15 protein-coding genes are annotated in these 17155 nt (G+C 42.9%); 11 read left to right on the forward strand and 4 right to left on the reverse strand.

Annotation, left to right across the window (positions count from 1 at the left end; all coding sequences use genetic code 11):
- Positions 1-46: 46 nt before the first annotated feature.
- Complete coding sequence (gene yaaA, locus IE130_RS12275; RefSeq protein WP_189586344.1) at positions 47-847, reverse strand: peroxide stress protein YaaA; 801 nt, start codon at positions 845-847, stop codon at positions 47-49.
- Between the two features lie 480 nt (positions 848-1327).
- Between yaaA and IE130_RS12280 the strand changes: the two genes are divergently transcribed.
- The 8 genes from IE130_RS12280 (at position 1328) to IE130_RS12315 (ending at position 7125) form a co-directional block, all read left to right on the forward strand.
- A complete protein-coding gene (locus IE130_RS12280; protein WP_189586347.1) occupies positions 1328-2494 on the forward strand; it encodes an NAD(P) transhydrogenase subunit alpha in 1167 nt (388 codons plus the stop codon).
- Positions 2495-2637: 143 nt separating this feature from the next.
- Positions 2638-2985, forward strand: a complete 348-nt coding sequence (locus IE130_RS12285) for a proton-translocating transhydrogenase family protein (RefSeq protein WP_201574529.1) — start codon at positions 2638-2640, stop codon at positions 2983-2985.
- Positions 2982-4379, forward strand: coding sequence for an NAD(P)(+) transhydrogenase (Re/Si-specific) subunit beta (locus IE130_RS12290; protein ID WP_010196858.1), 1398 nt, complete (start codon positions 2982-2984; stop codon positions 4377-4379). Before IE130_RS12285 ends, IE130_RS12290 begins: the two co-directional genes overlap by 4 nt.
- A gap of 158 nt (positions 4380-4537) precedes the next feature.
- Positions 4538-5101 (forward strand): acyl-CoA thioesterase, encoded by a 564-nt coding sequence (locus IE130_RS12295; RefSeq protein ID WP_189586351.1) that lies wholly within the window; start codon positions 4538-4540, stop codon positions 5099-5101.
- Positions 5102-5195: 94 nt separating this feature from the next.
- A complete protein-coding gene (gene iscX / locus IE130_RS12300) occupies positions 5196-5405 on the forward strand; it encodes a Fe-S cluster assembly protein IscX (protein ID WP_010196865.1) in 210 nt (69 codons plus the stop codon).
- Between the two features lie 68 nt (positions 5406-5473).
- Positions 5474-5956 carry a GyrI-like domain-containing protein gene (locus tag IE130_RS12305; protein ID WP_189586353.1) on the forward strand — a complete coding sequence of 161 codons (483 nt, stop codon included), beginning with the start codon at positions 5474-5476 and terminating at the stop codon, positions 5954-5956.
- Between the two features lie 26 nt (positions 5957-5982).
- On the forward strand, positions 5983-6465 hold the full coding sequence (locus tag IE130_RS12310) for a hypothetical protein (protein ID WP_189586355.1): 483 nt from the start codon (positions 5983-5985) through the stop codon (positions 6463-6465).
- Between the two features lie 42 nt (positions 6466-6507).
- Positions 6508-7125 carry a hypothetical protein gene (locus IE130_RS12315; protein ID WP_189586359.1) on the forward strand — a complete coding sequence of 206 codons (618 nt, stop codon included), beginning with the start codon at positions 6508-6510 and terminating at the stop codon, positions 7123-7125.
- A gap of 179 nt (positions 7126-7304) precedes the next feature.
- On the opposite strand, the gene dapE is transcribed toward IE130_RS12315, so the two are convergent.
- The 3 genes from dapE to IE130_RS12330 all read right to left on the reverse strand — a co-directional run bounded on the left by dapE (position 7305) and on the right by IE130_RS12330 (position 9888).
- Positions 7305-8504 (reverse strand): succinyl-diaminopimelate desuccinylase, encoded by a 1200-nt coding sequence (gene dapE, locus IE130_RS12320; protein ID WP_189586362.1) that lies wholly within the window; start codon positions 8502-8504, stop codon positions 7305-7307.
- 107 nt (positions 8505-8611) lie between these two features.
- Positions 8612-9076: a hypothetical protein gene (locus IE130_RS12325; RefSeq protein ID WP_189586365.1), complete on the reverse strand. Its 465-nt coding sequence runs from the start codon at positions 9074-9076 to the stop codon at positions 8612-8614.
- Between the two features lie 59 nt (positions 9077-9135).
- A complete protein-coding gene (locus IE130_RS12330; protein ID WP_189586368.1) occupies positions 9136-9888 on the reverse strand; it encodes a 2OG-Fe(II) oxygenase in 753 nt (250 codons plus the stop codon).
- A gap of 140 nt (positions 9889-10028) precedes the next feature.
- Here IE130_RS12330 and IE130_RS12335 point away from each other — a divergent pair, with 140 nt between their 5' ends.
- From IE130_RS12335 to IE130_RS12345, 3 genes are all read left to right on the forward strand, one after another.
- A complete protein-coding gene (locus tag IE130_RS12335) occupies positions 10029-10904 on the forward strand; it encodes a 23S rRNA (adenine(2030)-N(6))-methyltransferase RlmJ (protein ID WP_010196880.1) in 876 nt (291 codons plus the stop codon).
- 74 nt (positions 10905-10978) lie between these two features.
- A complete protein-coding gene (gene pssA, locus IE130_RS12340; protein ID WP_227676214.1) occupies positions 10979-11881 on the forward strand; it encodes a CDP-diacylglycerol--serine O-phosphatidyltransferase in 903 nt (300 codons plus the stop codon).
- A gap of 625 nt (positions 11882-12506) precedes the next feature.
- Positions 12507-16817 carry an ESPR-type extended signal peptide-containing protein gene (locus IE130_RS12345; RefSeq protein WP_189586371.1) on the forward strand — a complete coding sequence of 1437 codons (4311 nt, stop codon included), beginning with the start codon at positions 12507-12509 and terminating at the stop codon, positions 16815-16817.
- Positions 16818-17155 lie beyond the last annotated feature (338 nt).

Genomic DNA, 17155 nt, shown 5'->3' on the forward strand with positions numbered 1-17155 from the left:
CAATTAGAGATTAATCACAGGCAGAGGTTGATTGAAGGTATTACTGCTACTGACTCGCCTCATCCCGTCTAAACGTCCACGTTTTATCATCAGAAGCATCTTCACAATAGTAGTATCCAGCCAAATCAAATTGCTTTAGCTGTTCAGCATTGGTCAGCTTATTATCTGCCGCATATTTCACCATCAGTCCACGCGCTTTTTTGGCATAGAAGCTAATGACTTTATAGTGGCCATTCTTTTCATCTTCAAATCTTGGCGTGATAATCTCCGCATTCAAGGCTTTCTTCTTTACCGCTTTAAAGTATTCATTAGAAGCAAGGTTAACCAAAACTTTGTCATCGCTATCAGCCATGCGCTTATTAATAATCTCAGTGATTTCTTCGCCCCAAAACTCGTATAAATTATCGCCACGCTCATTTTTAAGCTTAGTACCCATCTCAAGTCGATACGGCTGAATAAAATCCAGTGGCTTTAGCACGCCATAAAGACCGGACAAAATACCCAGATGTTCATTGACGTAGATAGCGGTGTCTTTGTCCATGTGATACATATCAAGACCCGTATAAACATCTCCATCAAATAAATAGCCTGCGGGTTTAGCATTACTGTCCGTAAAGTGAGTATTAGCACTCCAAGACCAGTCCTGATTGCGCTGTGCATTCAGCTGTGCCAAGTCATCAGAGATACTCATCAGCTCTTGCAAATCAATCGGCTCTTTCGACTTCAGGATTTTCATCAGTGCCTGTGAGTGCTCAATCAGCTCAGGCTGACTATAGTAGTTGCCTAAATTGACTGGCACAGTGTCTTTCTCATTCAAAGATTTGGCAGGGGAGAGTACAAAATACATCGTTATTCCTTATTATAGTGAATCAATGACTGACCTATTGAAGTGTCAAGCTTTCTCATTATACGATATACACAGGTTTAACTTGACTTACTCGTCGCGGTTTTGTATTTTTTAACAGTATACTGGTAGTTTATAATTATGTCACAGGTCGTTACTGGTTCTCTTAGCCTACGTACCATAAGGGCTGATAAGTTAGCTGGAAAATAAAAATTTTTAATATAACAATAAAAGTTATGTAGATGGTGTAAATACCTAACTTTTTATTTTACTTGTGGGTCATCATTAGTCAATGAAAGTTAGCCGATGATATCTCTATAATAAAAAGGCATGATGGCAAACCAGCTATCATTTATTAAATTGATAATCTTTGGTCGTTAATGATAAACCAGTAGTGACCAAAGGTTTTTTTGTCCCCTGTGCTTTTTCAATGTGCGTTGAGGGTATTAAAAGTAGTCATTAAGACGTAAGTAAGGAGACGGTATGAAAATCGGTGTAATCAGTGCAGATATCGCGAGCGAAAGTCGCGTAGCGATAACCCCAGACGCAGTCAAAAAATTGCGTAAGCTTGGGTTTGAAGTCGTCATACAGTCAGGTGCAGGTCAAGCAGCGTATTATGCTGATGAAATGTATCAAGCTGCCGGTGCCGAGATTGCCAGTAGTAGCGCCGAGGTCATCACACAGTCTCGAATTATTACCACGGTCAACGACTTACCTGCTGCGGCGATAGAACATTTGACCACGGGTCAAATCGTCGTTGGTATGCTCGATCCGTATCGTAATACACAGCTAGATGCTTATGCTGCTAAAGGTGCTACTGCTTTTGCGATGGAGTTATTGCCGCGCACATTGTCACGCGCACAGAATATGGATGTCTTGTCATCACAAGCCAACCTTGCCGGCTATAAAGCGGTATTACTGGCAGCCAATGAATACTCGCGTCCTTTTCCAATGTTCATGACCTCAGCGGGTACAGTTAAGCCTGCCAAAGTGGTCATCTTAGGGGTTGGGGTTGCAGGTTTGCAGGCCATTGCGACGGCAAAGCGTTTAGGCGCAGTGGTAGAAGCCAGTGATCTACGTCCTGCTGCTAAAGAGCAAGTTGAATCCCTAGGCGGTAAATGGCTTGATGTACCGATGAGTGAAGAAGAAGCGCAAAAAGCCAAAGCGACAGGCGGCTATGCGTGGACACCATCAGAGCAATATATCAAAGACCAAGCCGCTGTGGTAGATAAAGCGTTAAGCAATGCCGATATCGTGATTACGACGGCGCAGATTCCTGGTCGTAATGCACCGCGCTTGGTACACGGGGCAACACTTGCCAAGATGAAGGCAGGCTCAGTGCTGATCGATATGGCTGCTGGAACGGGCGGCAACGTAGAAGGCAGTGTGCCTAACGAAACCATCACTACGGACAATGGCGTGCGTATCGTTGGTGCCGCCAATATTCCATCGATGCTAGCGGCGCAGTCTTCAGATTTGTATGCCAACAACTTGGTTAACTTTATCACGACCTTAATTGCGCCTGCTGGCGATGACGCTTCAGCAAGTGATGCATCAGCTAACTTGGCACTTAACTTAGACATGGAAGACGAGATTCAGGGCGCACTGGCGGTGACACATGACAGTCAGGTACGACTGGCCAAACGCTAGTTTGACTGGCTAAGTTTTTACAGCCTGTCATCACAACATTGTTACTACTAACGTTGTCACCATACATTTGCCAGTAACGAATAAATTTTTAGGAGGATAAGATGATTGCCACTATTTTAGCTGCCGCGCCAGCCGGTGCCGCCATGAGTAGTACACCATTTGTAGCGATTTTCACTGTATTTGTGCTCGCTATTTTTGTCGGATACTACGTGGTTTGGGGCGTTACGCCTGCACTACACACACCATTGATGGCCGTCACCAACGCACTATCAAGTATTGTCATTGTTGGTGCGATGCTACAGACCGTCACGATTGATGGCTCTATATTTACACCAACCAGCTTGCTGGGTGCCTTTGCGGTATTTCTAGCCAGTGTCAACATCTTTGGTGGTTTTGCCGTGACTGAGCGTATGCTTGCGATGTTTAAACCCAAAGTGAAAAAAGCACCCGCTCTTGAAACTGGGACGACTGAAAATGGAGGCAACGCATGAATGATTTTTCAACAATGATTGCGGCAAATGCGGACTGGTTTTACCTAGTCGGCGCTATTCTTTTCGTTTTAACCCTACGTGGTTTATCTAGTCCAAAAACGGCTATTCGTGGCAACCGCTTTGGTATGGCTGCGATGGCGATTGCTGTTGTGACCACATTCTTCTTAGCAGAAGGCCCTGTTCTTTGGTTGATTATTGGTGCCATGGTATTGGGTGCGGTCGTCGGTATGTGGAAGGCAAAAACGGTCGCGATGACCCAAATGCCAGAAACCGTTGCCTTGATGCATTCTTTCGTTGGTTTGGCAGCAGTTGCGATTGCCTTGGCAACCGTATTGCATACTGAGCAGCAGCATGGCGCGGTTGCTCGTGTCGAATTGTTCATCGGTTGCTTTATCGGTGCGATTACTTTCTCAGCGTCAGTATTTGCTTTCGGTAAATTGGCGGCGAAAAGCTGGGCCAAAACATTGGTCGGAGGATGGGTCAAACCTGTCCAAGCGCTACTGTTCATTGCGATGATCGGGTTTGGCGGCATGTATTTCGTCACTGATTCATTACCTGCCTTTTATGCAATGGCAGTGATTGCTGTTATCTTCGGTTGGATGTGGATTGCACCAATCGGTGGCGGCGATATGCCAGTGGTTGTATCACTATTGAACTCATTCTCAGGTTGGGCAGCAGCGGGTATTGGTTTTACCCTCGGCAACTCAATGCTCATTATCGCAGGTTCGCTGGTTGGTTCATCAGGCGCGATTTTGTCTTATATCATGTGTAAAGCCATGAACCGCTCATTACTCAACGTATTGTTCGGTGGTATGGGCACGTCAGCTGTGGCAGCAGGCGGAGACGATGGCGCGCCAAAAAACTACAAGGCTGGTTCAGCAGAAGATGCTGGTTTCTTGATGGCCAACGCCAGCAACGTTGTGATCGTACCGGGTTATGGTATGGCACAGGGCCGCGCGCAGAATGCAGTAAAAGAGCTGTATGAGCTGTTAAAAGAAGAAGGCGTTAACGTTCGTTTTGCCATTCATCCAGTTGCTGGTCGTATGCCTGGACACATGAACGTCCTATTGGCTGAAGCGGATGTGCCTTACGATGACATTCTTGAGATGGATGAGATTAACTCAGACTTCGCTAGTACGGATGTGGTCTTGGTGATCGGTGCCAACGATGTGGTAAACCCATCTGCAAAAGATGATCCGACTTCTCCAATCTTTGGTATGCCAATCTTAGAAGTCAGCAAAGCGCAAACAGTTATGGTTATCAAGCGTTCGATGAGCACGGGTTATGCAGGACTTGATAATAGCTTGTTCTACATGGACAAAACCATGATGATTTTTGGCGATGCGAAAAAGATGGTAGAAGAGATGGTACGTAGTATCAATGGCGCTCATTAATCTTTAGAGTAAGCGGTTAATATTTACTTCTAAATATAAGCTTTTAAATAAAAAAGTCACTGAGGTGGCTTTTTTTGCGTTAAGGTACGCCTCGCTTATATTCAATCATTGTTTACATCAAATAAGTTTATACAAAATAAGAGTTAAGAAGGTTATTTATGAATATGTTGATACGTTTTTTTATTATGGTTAGTTTGCTAAAACAACAACTTAAGCAGCAATCAGTGAGTGAGACGCTCAGTATAGAGACATTGGCTGCACCGACGGTTCGCCATTATCGAATATTGCCACATGATATGGGTTTTCGCGACCATCTACCTAACTACCGTTACCTATCTTTTATTGAGCTAAACATTACGCGATGGGTAATGAAGCACTGTCACCAAAAAGGCATTAAGCCCCTAAACTGGGTCATCGCCATGCAAGAGATGATTTATCTTAAGCAAATTAAGTTTTTGGACAAAATGACGCTCAGTAGTGCAGTCGCAGGATGGGATCACAAATATGTATATTTTGAGCATCGCTTCTTTGTAAAAAACCAGCTAATGGGCGTCGGCATGACTAAGTTTGTTTTTACAGACGATAATGGTATGCGCACACCAAAGGTATTGGATATGACAGGCGAGCAGATGACGAATACGATTACCACGTGGAATGAACACCAAGTAGCAGTTAAATCTACCAAATCTGCTGAGCCAGCTGAAGCAACAGAGACAGCTTAACGAACTTGCCTATAATCATAAGACGAATTTTGGTAGGATGGGGGCTATTAAAGCGATAACATTTTTTCTTAAAATTAAAAAAGAAGGTACCATTATGATCCCACAAAAACTAAAATGGACAGACAGCTTGGATATCGCTATCGAGCTTTATGAAAAATTCCCAGAGACCGATCCACAGTACATACGTTTTACAGATTTGCATCGTTGGGTGACCGAGCTTGAAGGCTTTGATGATGATCCACAAAAATCAAATGAAGGCATTCTAGAAGCCATTCAGATGAACTGGATTGATGAAGCGGACTAATTTGGCTTCCATGCATTAAGTATTGTCATAAACAAAAAATCAAATCAACAAATAGAATAGGTAGCATCATGACGTCAGAAATTAAAGAACTATCCGAAGCGATAGTATGCAGCGGTATTAGCGTTCGTACTACCAACAACGCTGAAATCAGCCATGACACTGCCAAATTGGGTCGTTTATGGCAAAAATTCTATCAAAACCATGTGAAGAGTCTTCCTGAAGGCGAGGATATTTATGGCGTTTTTCATAACTATGAAAGTGATGATTTAGTAGGCGCTTTTGATGTAGTGGCAAGTTGGAAAGTAGACAGCGAGCAAGAGCAACAAAGCGCTGGTAATTTAGTAACGGTCAGCATTCCTGCAGGGAAATACTTGGTATTCTCTGAACAAGGTCGCATGCCTAATACAGTGATGAACGCTTGGGAGAATGCTTGGACTTACTTTAACGATCCAAGCTGTGAGCATACTAGAACTTATCAGGTTGATTTTGAGCAGTATATCGGTGGTAATCTAGAGTTTGGGCAAATAGATCTTTATATTGGGATTGAATAGAACCATCGTTAGACTATAGGATAACTATGAATAAAGATTGGCCATATTGCGGAAGAATCGCATATTTGTCAGGTGGAGTTCTTGCTACTAATGAACCACTAAGTGACGTGATCACATTATGGCCTAAAACTATAGATGGAAAAGTATGTGAAATCTCAATAGAGACTTTTGGTAAACTATATTATGCTCTTAAAAAATATAATTTATTGATTGTGGGAGTTGATTTTATAACTAACCCTCTTGAGGCTACTGGTGAAGCACCAATGCAATTCAGAGGTTATGTCGAACAGGACATTATATGGCCTAATTGGGATGCTATGGATAAATGGGCTAGTTTGTCTTTATCAGCATTCCACAATAAGAACGGTCTCGCATATGATATTTCTAATAGAATTAACTTTCAGTTAAATTCAATCAATAACCGTTTGAGAAGCCTTTGCTTGGCTTATCATAATCAGTTAAATGCGCTAGCTTTGAAAAATATTTTTAAAAATGGACAACGTTTTTAGGATGGTTTCACTGATTTAGTTTATCAGGAATTTCACTCTTTTTTGTTTGATGCTGGAATACTGCGCGACTACTTATGTGAGTATGTATATAACTATTCTGGCAAAGGCTCTCTAAAAGAAAAAATCAGAGAGATTCGTAAAAATCATAAGTATGAAATAACTTCAGCCAGTGGATTGTTCAAATGTTTAAAAGAAATTGAAAAACGATCTGAATTAGAGTCTTATTTTGAAATTGAGATGAGTGAAGGTGGTTGGTTATATGAGTTAGGCCAATATCGTGATTTAGTAATGCATTCTGCTCCTATCAATTTGGCTAACTTTCCCTTATATGCTATTCAAGAATATTTATTTTTACCAGATTCTAAAGAGATGATTTCAGTCCGTTTCCCTTTACCTGATAATCCCTCAGAATTATATAGTGAGCGTAGTAAGAGAAAAAATTTCAACAAATACATTGAACAGTTTTCAGAGCTTCGACAAAGCTCTTTAAACAGTCGTGGGAAATATGATTGCTTAGAATATGCACATCTTGTATTTGGGTTACTGTCTAATCTTTCGTTGGATGTAGCAAAAGAGTCACCATTTAAACCAATGCGTCAAACTTACTTTCTTACGGACAGCGGAACTATATCTGTACCTGAATATATAGATGAGAGCTAATACTAACTAAATAGAAGGTATCTTATTGTATATTCATCAAGTAGTGATTATCATGTAAGACTTAGTTCTATTAAGTATGAGAATGCATAAGCAAAAATAGTAAATTAATAACAAACTCAAAAGTAAAGAAAAGCGCCAATCTAAATCAGATGGCGCTTTTTTACTTTAAATAACTACAATTAGTCCAGTAGTAAATTTTCTAAAATCCCTTCATAAATCTGCGCGAGCTTTCCTAAATCATCGATTTCTACTTTTTCATCAACCTGATGAATCGTCGCATTACGTACACCCAATTCGACGACTTGCGCGCCAGTCGGGGCAATAAAACGTCCGTCTGATGTGCCGCCAGAGGTGGATAAGGTCGCATCAATATCAGTGACTGCTTTAATCGCTTGTTGGCATGCTGAGACTAGTTTACCTTCTGGCGTTAAAAATGGCTGACCAGATAACTTCCAATGAATCATATAACTAGCTTTGCTATCTTTGAAATGTTTATCAAAGATGGCGTGAGTTTTTTCTCTCAATTCATCTTCAGTCGTTTCAGTTGAAAAGCGAAAGTTAAACACTGCATCTAGCGTTTCAGGAATGACATTGGTCGCGCCAGTACCGCTAAATATATTGGAAATCTGTAATGAAGTCGCTGGAAAATATTCATTGCCATTGTCCCATTTAGCAGCAGTTAATTCGGCTAATGCTGCCATCGCCGCATGAATAGGATTGCAGGCTAGATGCGGATAGGCCACATGACCTTGCTTGCCTAAGACCACTAATTCTGCACCCAATGAGCCACGGCGACCGTTCTTGATGATATCACCAAGCGTATCCGTGCTTGATGGCTCGCCTACTAAGCAATAAGTAATTTTTTCTTGACGTGCTTCTAAGGTTTCAATGACTTTGACGGTGCCGTTAATCGATGGGCCTTCTTCATCTGAGGTGATTAAAAAAGCAATAGAGCCGTTATGCTTAGGATGATTAGCAACGAAACGCTCGGCTGCGACAGTAAAGGCGGCAATGCCTGTTTTCATGTCAGCAGCACCGCGAGCCCATAGATAACCGTCAGCGATAGTTGGTGTAAATGGTGGATAAGTCCAATTGTTTTCATCGCCCGTTGGCACGACATCCGTATGCCCAGCGAAACAAATAACTGGATCGGTTGTACCACGGCGCGCCCATAAGTTTTTGACTTCAGCATGCTCGCCAGTCTTATCTCTATCGCCAAAATACATAAACTCGCAGTCAAACCCCGCTTGCGCTAATCGTTCTGACAACATATCTTGGCAGCCATCATCATCTGGGGTGACGGAAGGTCGTTCCAATAACGCAATACTTAAATCTAGAGTTTCTTGCTGATGGGTTGTACTATTATTTTCTGAACTCATGACATTCCTAGATAAGTTGATTTAATATTTCTTGTGATAAAATCTGGCTTATTTTTATAAGATTTATCTAATGCTGATGTTTATCAATTCTGATGCTCAAAATAACTTTAATTTTTATCCAAGTAAATTTTCTCATAATCGCCGTAATATATTGCTAGATACTCTGTAATACACTTTTCGGCTAGCGTATTACTATAATTTTTAACTTTGTCACTGTTGTAAGCACTCATATAGCCACCCGCAGAAATGACATCACCCATTTTATAACTTGTTCCTAGTAGTTTTAAAGTCTTATTATGACTATCAAAAGTTGCATGTCCTTCGGGAAATACAGGTGTCATCCATTTGCTTCCATCAAATGCAAGTAGACATCCATCCTCATATTTGAATTCAGTAGTAATAGCGGTCGGATTAATTATTATAGGTTTTTCAGGAGTGGACTTCGGCAAATAATAGGTAAAAAAGAACTCATTGTGTTGTTGAGTAGGAGCTTGATGATTAAGCGTCTCACAGCTCACAATCAGAGGAAATATAATAATTAAGAGAAAGTTTCTAAACAAAGTCCTATGCATTGTCATTATCCTTAATTAACAAGGCTTATTTCAAATAATAGTTAGTATTAAATTTACGCTCATAGTGGCGCAACCAAGACTATAGTATCATCGCGCCTTAACCAAGTCGCAATAGAGTAGCGTTGACGATGAGCGATTTGTACTTGATGCTGTAGATCGCTGGCAAATATGATCAATCTGTTGGCGACAGGCATGACGTTATGATGAATGCCATGTGTATCGACGATTTCTAGTGCGCCGCCGTCAGTTGATGCCCATTCATCATTGAGATAAAACACTGCCGAAATAACACGTTCGTCACGACCAGCCGGATTGTCACTGTGCCATTGATAGCCAAAACCAACTGGATAGCAAGCATAATGCGCTTCACTATGACGAATACCAGCAAACAAACTGCGATTGAACAAAGCGGCAAGTGTATTGATACTTTGCAAATAATAATAACCAGCAAAGAAATTTTCCGTGATCCAGCGGATTTTATCACCACGAATATCACTGAGGCGAATGCCAGCAGTCAGCTCTGCATCACGATAGTCAATAAAACCACTTTCCGCTTGTAGCGCCAATAATGCAGTACTGTCAAAGACATCATCAATGATTAGCCAGCCATCCTCTACAAACTTATCAAACTGCGTATCTGTTAGCTTGTTTTCCCAATTAACGTCAAAGTCAGATGTTTGAAGGACGTGTTGAGTTGGCGGCTCATGGCTATAGTCTTCACTTGGGACAAACAGCATGGGCGGATTATCCTGACCGATTGGCTGATCGACAACCAATTGTGTCACCTCAAGATTGCTAGTAATCTTCGTCATTTCGTCTCGCCGTTATCAATAAACACTCAATTAGCTGACAATACACAGCCAATCGATGCCTTTTTACCAAAACCATCGTTATCTTTTACTCTGCCTATGCTACCATAGATGCAATTTTTCTTATTTAAACTTTTGAACTTATGAACTATAAACACGCCTACCACGCTGGTAACTTTGCTGATGTGGTCAAACACATTTTATTGGTACAATTACTCAACCAGCTGGGGCAAAAAAACAAACCTTTTTATGTGCTTGATGCTTATGGCGGTCGTGGATTGTATTCACTTGCTAGTGAAGAGGCGCGCAAGACAGGAGAAGCTAAAGGTGGTATCCAATCTTTAGTAAAGGCCGATGTCGAAAAAGCACCGCCTGCTGTCAAAGACTATATAGAAGGTATCAAGCAAGCCCGTTTCACTTATGACAAAAAAGTCTATCCGGGTTCGCCTTGGTGGATTGCGCATCATATCGAAAAAAATCCAGATGCAGGCGTGCGCGGCGAAGCGTTTGAAGCCAAAGCCAGTGAGTACGATGCGCTTAACTATCAGCTACATAAATTGCCAATCGGCATTCATCATCGTGATGCGTTTGAAGGTATTCGTGCCGTTATTCCACCACAAGAACGTCGTGGTCTCATATTTTTGGACCCTCCTTACGAGCAAGAACACAAAGATTTTACTCGCCTGATCGACCTATTGGTGCACTCTTATAATAAGTGGCCACAAGGCACATATGCATTATGGTTCCCGATCAAAAACATTGAAGCGGTAGAGCTGTTCTATAAAAAGCTAAAACGTACTGAAATGAGACGTCAGTTGGTTTGTGAGCTGAATATTTATCCGAACGATATCGCCGTGGGTCTTAACGGCACAGGAATGCTGATTATCAATCCGCCATGGCAGTTCGATAACCATGCGCGTGAAATTCTACGTTTCTTGCAGCCAGTACTAAAAGTTGCCAACGCCCCAGATTTAACGCCTGATAGTGCGACCAATGTGCGCTGGCTCGTCGGCGAATAATAGCGCCAGTAAATAAGGGTGTCAGTAAATAACGGGGTCAATGAATAGCAATGTCGGCCAATGAGGATATCAAGATGACAAACGTGCAACCACCTACCGGCCAACCAAACAATGCGCCTCAAAACGATGGTTTGCTGCAAGATAATGCAGCCACCCAGCCACCTTTTGTTGATGAGCATGAGTTTAATATCCGCTTAGCGGATAATGACAGCTACGATGGCTTGACCTTTGAGGTGATTGAGGCAGAAGTTGCTGAAGGGAAACGTGTGGTCAGTCGCGGTGTGTATTTAGCGCCCAATTTGATCACTACGTTGTCATTACTGTCAGGCTTTTACTCGATTTTGGCGAGTACGCAAGGTGAATTTTACAAAGCCTCTTTAGCCATCTTTTTATCTGCCATTCTTGATGGGGCAGATGGTCGCGTCGCCCGCATGCTCAATGCCCAAAGCCCGTTTGGGGAGCAGTATGATTCTTTAGCCGATATGCTAGCCTTTGGCGTTGCACCTGCCATCTTGATTTATAGTTTTGCGCTACAGCCCTTGGGTCGTATTGGTCTTGGCTGTGCCTTTGTATTCACGGCTTGTGGTGCTTTCCGCTTGGCACGGTTCAATGTGCAGGTTGGTACTGTCGACAAAAAATACTTTGTTGGTTTAGCAAGTCCACTTGCGGCTATATTGGTCACCTCAGCTGTGATGGTAGCGATAGACCATAATCAGTGGATAGGACAGTACGATACACTTGTCATGTTCTTATTCGCGGCTTGGGTCGTTATTTGCGGTTTACTGATGGTCAGTAATGTTAAATACTACAGCTTTAAGGAATTTGACAAAAAGAAAGTACCGTTTGTGGTTCTTATCATTGGTGTGCTGGTCATGAGTATTGTGCTTTATGACATCCCTGTTGGTATTTTAGCGATCGGTATTATTTATGCTTTATCAGGTATCGTGACTACGATAAAAGCAAATTTTAAACACTAAATTTGATGTCTTCCATATCTTATTTTAGACTGCTATTAATTATTTTCAAACTTTAATCATTTAAGTTAGTTAATGCTAAAACAACTCTAAGTATATCTTGTAAGAGCCGCTTATTTATTAATAAGCGGCTTTTTTGTGTCTTATAAAAAATCATTATTCTCTTTATAACTTGTATATCGTCATACATAGGTCATTGAAGTTATCTATATTCAACAGATAACTTCAATAAATAAAAACTCTGTACGCATACATGTCATAGCCAGTATTTTTTTCTAGCATCACGATATATTCTTTAAAGGATATATTTATATGTTACACATTAAAAACAATGACTTTACAATCAGCATATAATATTCCAATATGTGTCCATAACGTTTCTTTTTATATCCAAACAGAATATAAATATTTCTAGAGATGAGAGGTTCACCTCTTAAAGTTTTAAAAAGAATGTCTCAACCTTCTATTGGACATGCCGTTCATGGAATGCCCCAATCAATAGCTTCTTTGTTTAACTGTTTATCAACACTAACGTCTATGCCTAATAGTGCTAGCCCAACGATCAGTCTATTTGTATAGTCATCATACAGTTGCTTCGATAGTGGCTTTACATATACAGGATACTCTAATGCTAAACCATGTCTACCGCGTTATCTTTAACCGCTCAACAGGCTGCTACATGGCAGTGAGTGAACTTGCCAAATCTGGTGGCAAATCAAACCGTTCAACTCAAGTGGGTACGGTGCCAACCAGTACGACAGGCGCGATATTACGTCACCCTGCCATCGCGGTGGCGATAGGAAGTGCATTGGGGTTGATATCGATAAGTAGTCAGGCAGATGTATGTTTTCTCGATGGTGTTAATCAAACGGGTGGCAGTACTGGCAATGGTAATCAAGCTATAGCTTGTGGTTTTGGCAATGTAGCATCAGGTAGTGACAGCTCAGCAGTAGGTAGTTCTAACGAAGCATCAGGTAGTGACAGCTCAGCAATAGGTTACGACAATACAGCCTCAAAAAATTCCAGCTCAGCAATGGGTAGTCGTAACACAGCCTCAGGAAGTTTCAGTTCAGCAGTAGGTCATAGTAACACAGCCTCAGGTGGTAATAGCTCAGCACTAGGTAGTCTGAACGTAGCTTCTAAGCTGCGTAGTTCAGCGCTAGGTACTTATAATAACGCTTCGGGAGAACGTAGCTCAGCAGTGGGGTATGGTAATACTGCATTAAGTAGTGATAGTTCAGCAGTAGGTTCTAATAATAGATCAAACGGAATAGAAAGCTCAGCAGTAGGTAGTAGTAACACAGCCTCAGGTCGTTCGAGCTCAGCAGTAGGCAGTGATAATGAAGCCTCAGGTAGTGACAGCTCAGCATTAGGTTTCAACAACACAGCCTCAGGTTTTGCAAGCTCAGCAGTAGGTCGTAGTAACACAGCCTCAGGAGTTTACAGCTTAGCAATGGGTTTTGAAAATGAAGCCTCAGCAAATTTCAGCTCAGCAGTTGGTCATAACAACACAGCCTCAGGAGTTTACAGCTCAGCAGTTGGTTTTGAAAATGAAGCCGGGGATTTTAGCTCAGCAGTGGGTTTTGTCAACGAAGCCTCAGGACGTTTTAGCTCAGCAATAGGTAGTTTCAACACAGCCTCAGGTTTTAATAGCTCAGCGGTGGGTAGTTCTAACACAGTATCAGAGGCAGGCGCTGCTGCTATTGGTAGTGGTAGCGAAGATACGCGAGTTGCAGTAGCAAATGCAGTGGTGCAAGCTGAGTTTACTGCTGCGACAACCCCTATACAAACAGACTTTAATGGTCGACGTTTTAAAGACGATGGTAATGGTGGTCGAATTTTTGAGTTTGCAGATGCTGATTACGAAGACTTAGGCATAGGCGCAACCGCAAGTGGCATCCGCGCAACCGCTATCGGTAATACCTCAGTCGCAAGCGCTCGTGATAGCCTAGCCATAGGTACAGGGTCAACGGCTGATATTCGTAATAGCATTGCTCTAGGTGCACAGAGTACTACAACAGTAGATGCAGGCGTACAGGGGTTTGGTGCGGACACCAGAACCACGCCAGTATGGCAGTCTACTTTAGCGGCAGTCAGTGTCGGTGATACTAGCGATGCTGATCCTGCCAACTGGCAGACGCGCCAAATTACAGGCGTGGCAGCAGGTACGACAGATACCGATGCAGTCAATGTGGCTCAGCTGAAGCAAGTCGCAGAGTCAAGCGGTGATACCACGCGTTATGTGAGTATTAACTCAACTGAGACAGGCGCAGGCTCTAATCGCGACAATGATGGCGCGACGGGTACTGATGCTGTTGCTATCGGTGTTCGTAGTCAAGCATCAGGTAATGAAAGCTCAGCAGTGGGCTATTTTAATGAAGCATCAGGAGATTTCAGCTCAGCAGTTGGTTATAGCAATGAAGCCTCAAGAGGTTTCAGCTCAGCAGTTGGTAATGATAATACAGCCTCAGGTTTTTCAAGCTCAGCAGTAGGTTATTCGAATGAAGCATCAGGAAGTTCCAGCTCAGCGATTGGAAGCTCTAATAAAGCCTCCAAGAACTCCAGCTCAGCAGTCGGTTATTTTAATGAAGCCTCAGGAGGTTTCAGCTCAGCGATGGGTAGTAATAACACAGCCTCAGGTGGCTTTAGCTCAGCATTAGGCTATATCAATAACGCTTCAGGTATCCTTAGCTCAGCGGTTGGTGTTTCAAACACAGCCTCAGGTAATAATAGCTCAGCAGTAGGACTTAATAATGTAGCCTCAGGTGATGATGGCTCAGCAGTTGGTCGTGGCAACACAGCCTCAGGTAATGAAAGCTCAGCGCTAGGGAATCGTAATACAGCCTCAGGTTTTAATAGCTCAGCGTTAGGTAGCCGTAACACAGCCTCAGAATCAGGCGCGACTGCCGTTGGTAGTGGTAGCCTTTTTACACAGGTGCCAGTAGTAGGTGCAGTAGTACAAGCTGAGTTTACTGCTGCGACAACCACTATACAAACATACTTTAATGGTCGACGCTTTAAAGATGATGGTAATGGTGGTCAGATATTTGAGTTCGCAGCAGCAGACTATGAAGCTCTCGGCATAGGCGCCACCGCGAGCGGCATTCGCGCGACAGCTATCGGTAACTCATCAGTTGCAAGCGGTCGTGACAGCCTAGCGATGGGTACAGGGTCGACGGCTGACATTCGCAACAGTATCGCTTTAGGCAGCCAAAGCGTCACCACAGTCGATGCAGGCGTAGCAGGATTTGGTGCTGACACTAGAACCACGCCAGTATGGCAATCAACATTAGCCGCAGTGAGTGTCGGAGATACCTCTGATGCTGATAGCGCTAATTGGCAGACGCGCCAAATTACAGGCGTGGCAGCAGGTACGACAGATACCGATGCAGTCAATGTGGCTCAGTTGAAGCGTACAGAGACCAACTACAGCACAGCGTTGGGAGGTGGTGCGTCTTTTGGTGCTAATGGCGCTTTTCAAGCACCAACTTATCGTATCAATAAGACTGACTACAGTGATGTCGGTTCAGCATTTACCGCAGTGGATGGCAGGTTGACAGATTTGCAAGGACAAATAACCAACATCGCATTAACCCCTGGACCTAAAGGGGACAAAGGCGATCAAGGTGAAACTGGCCCTCAAGGTCTAGCAGGGTCTGACGGCATCAATGGAGCAAACGGCATTAATGGTCAAGATGGTGCACAAGGTCCAGCAGGTCAAAACGGAACAGATGGTTTAAATGGCACTAATGGTGTTGATGGGATCAACGGTCAGAATGGTACTAATGGCGTAGACGGCATTAATGGTCAAGATGGTGCTGATGGCACTAACGGTAAAGACGGTGTTGATGGTGCTCAAGGACTAACAGGTCAGGATGGTATCGACGGCGCTAAAGGAGACAAAGGTGATTCAGGTATTAGTGAAGAGTCTAAAATTGAATTAGAAAGTAAAATCGAAGACAGCCAAGCTCGCTTCTTTAGCGTTAATGGCTCTAGTGACAGTGAAGATGCAGGTAATTATAACGGTAATGGCGCTACTGCTGACGGTGCGATAGCAATCGGAGTTAACGCTCAATCTAAAGGTAAGGACAGCATCGCCATAGGCACTAATAATACAGTGACTGGCGATCAATCTACCAGCGTGGGTAATGGCAACATCGTTTCAGGTGATCGCTCAGGTGCATTTGGAGATCCTAATATTGTTGGTGGTAACGCCAATTATGCAGTTGGTAACGACAACATCATTGGTGATACTACCAGTAACTCAGTAGTACTAGGTAGCAACGCAACAGTGGGTGCTACAGCGGCAACGGTTGATACCAATAGTTCACCAACTTTTGCGAACGAGACTAATGCCTCAAACTCCGTTGCTATCGGTGAGTCGGTGAACGTCCAAGCAGCCAATGCAGTGGCTATCGGTGCTAATAGCAGTGTGACTAATAATAACTCTGTCGCGTTAGGCGCAGGATCACAGACCAGTGCTGATAACACCGTATCGGTGGGTAGCGCGACTAACCAGCGCCGAATTACCAATGTTGCTGCTGGTGTTGACTCCCATGACGCAGTCAATCTGGCACAGAGCCAAGCGGGCGATAGTCAAACTTTAGATACTGCTAATGACTATACCAATCAGCGTTTTGCAACAATCGATCAGAACTTAAACTCATTTAGGGGCGATGTGGATTCACGCTTCAAAGAGCAAGATCAGCGTATCGATAAAGTCGGAGCGATGAGCGCTGCTATTCAAAACATGGGTACTAGTGTGAGTGGAATGAATCAGCGCAATCGCATAGGTCTAGGTATGGGCTTCCAAGGAGGCGAGCAAGCAGTAGCTGTCGGTTATCAGCGTGTAGTTTCTGATAACACGTCATTGACCTTTAGTGGTGCCTTTAGTGACGATGAATCATCTGCAGGGGTAGGTGTAGGTTTTGGCTGGTAAATAAACGACTAAATCAATCAATACCTCTCTAATCTAAATATTAAGCAAAGCCAGTTCTGAACTGGCTTTGCTTAATTCCTATAAGGCTTATATCGTCCTACTAGCCATTTGATAGCACTGTTTTGTACATACAATACTCTCAGTGCGCTAGCTCAAATGTTTAAAATAATAGTCTAAAATATATAAACTAGATTCTATCTAGATAAGATAAGTCTATCAAACCCCTTGACCCAGTCTTAAAACCCCGTATAATGCGCCCTAGTTGAAAGGGAAGGCTGTTTAGAATGAGTGATGAGACATTTACTTCAAACTAAATAGAAATTACCTCTTGACACGAG

It is taken from the genome of Psychrobacter glaciei (assembly GCF_014652895.1).
GTDB lineage: Bacteria > Pseudomonadota > Gammaproteobacteria > Pseudomonadales > Moraxellaceae > Psychrobacter > Psychrobacter glaciei.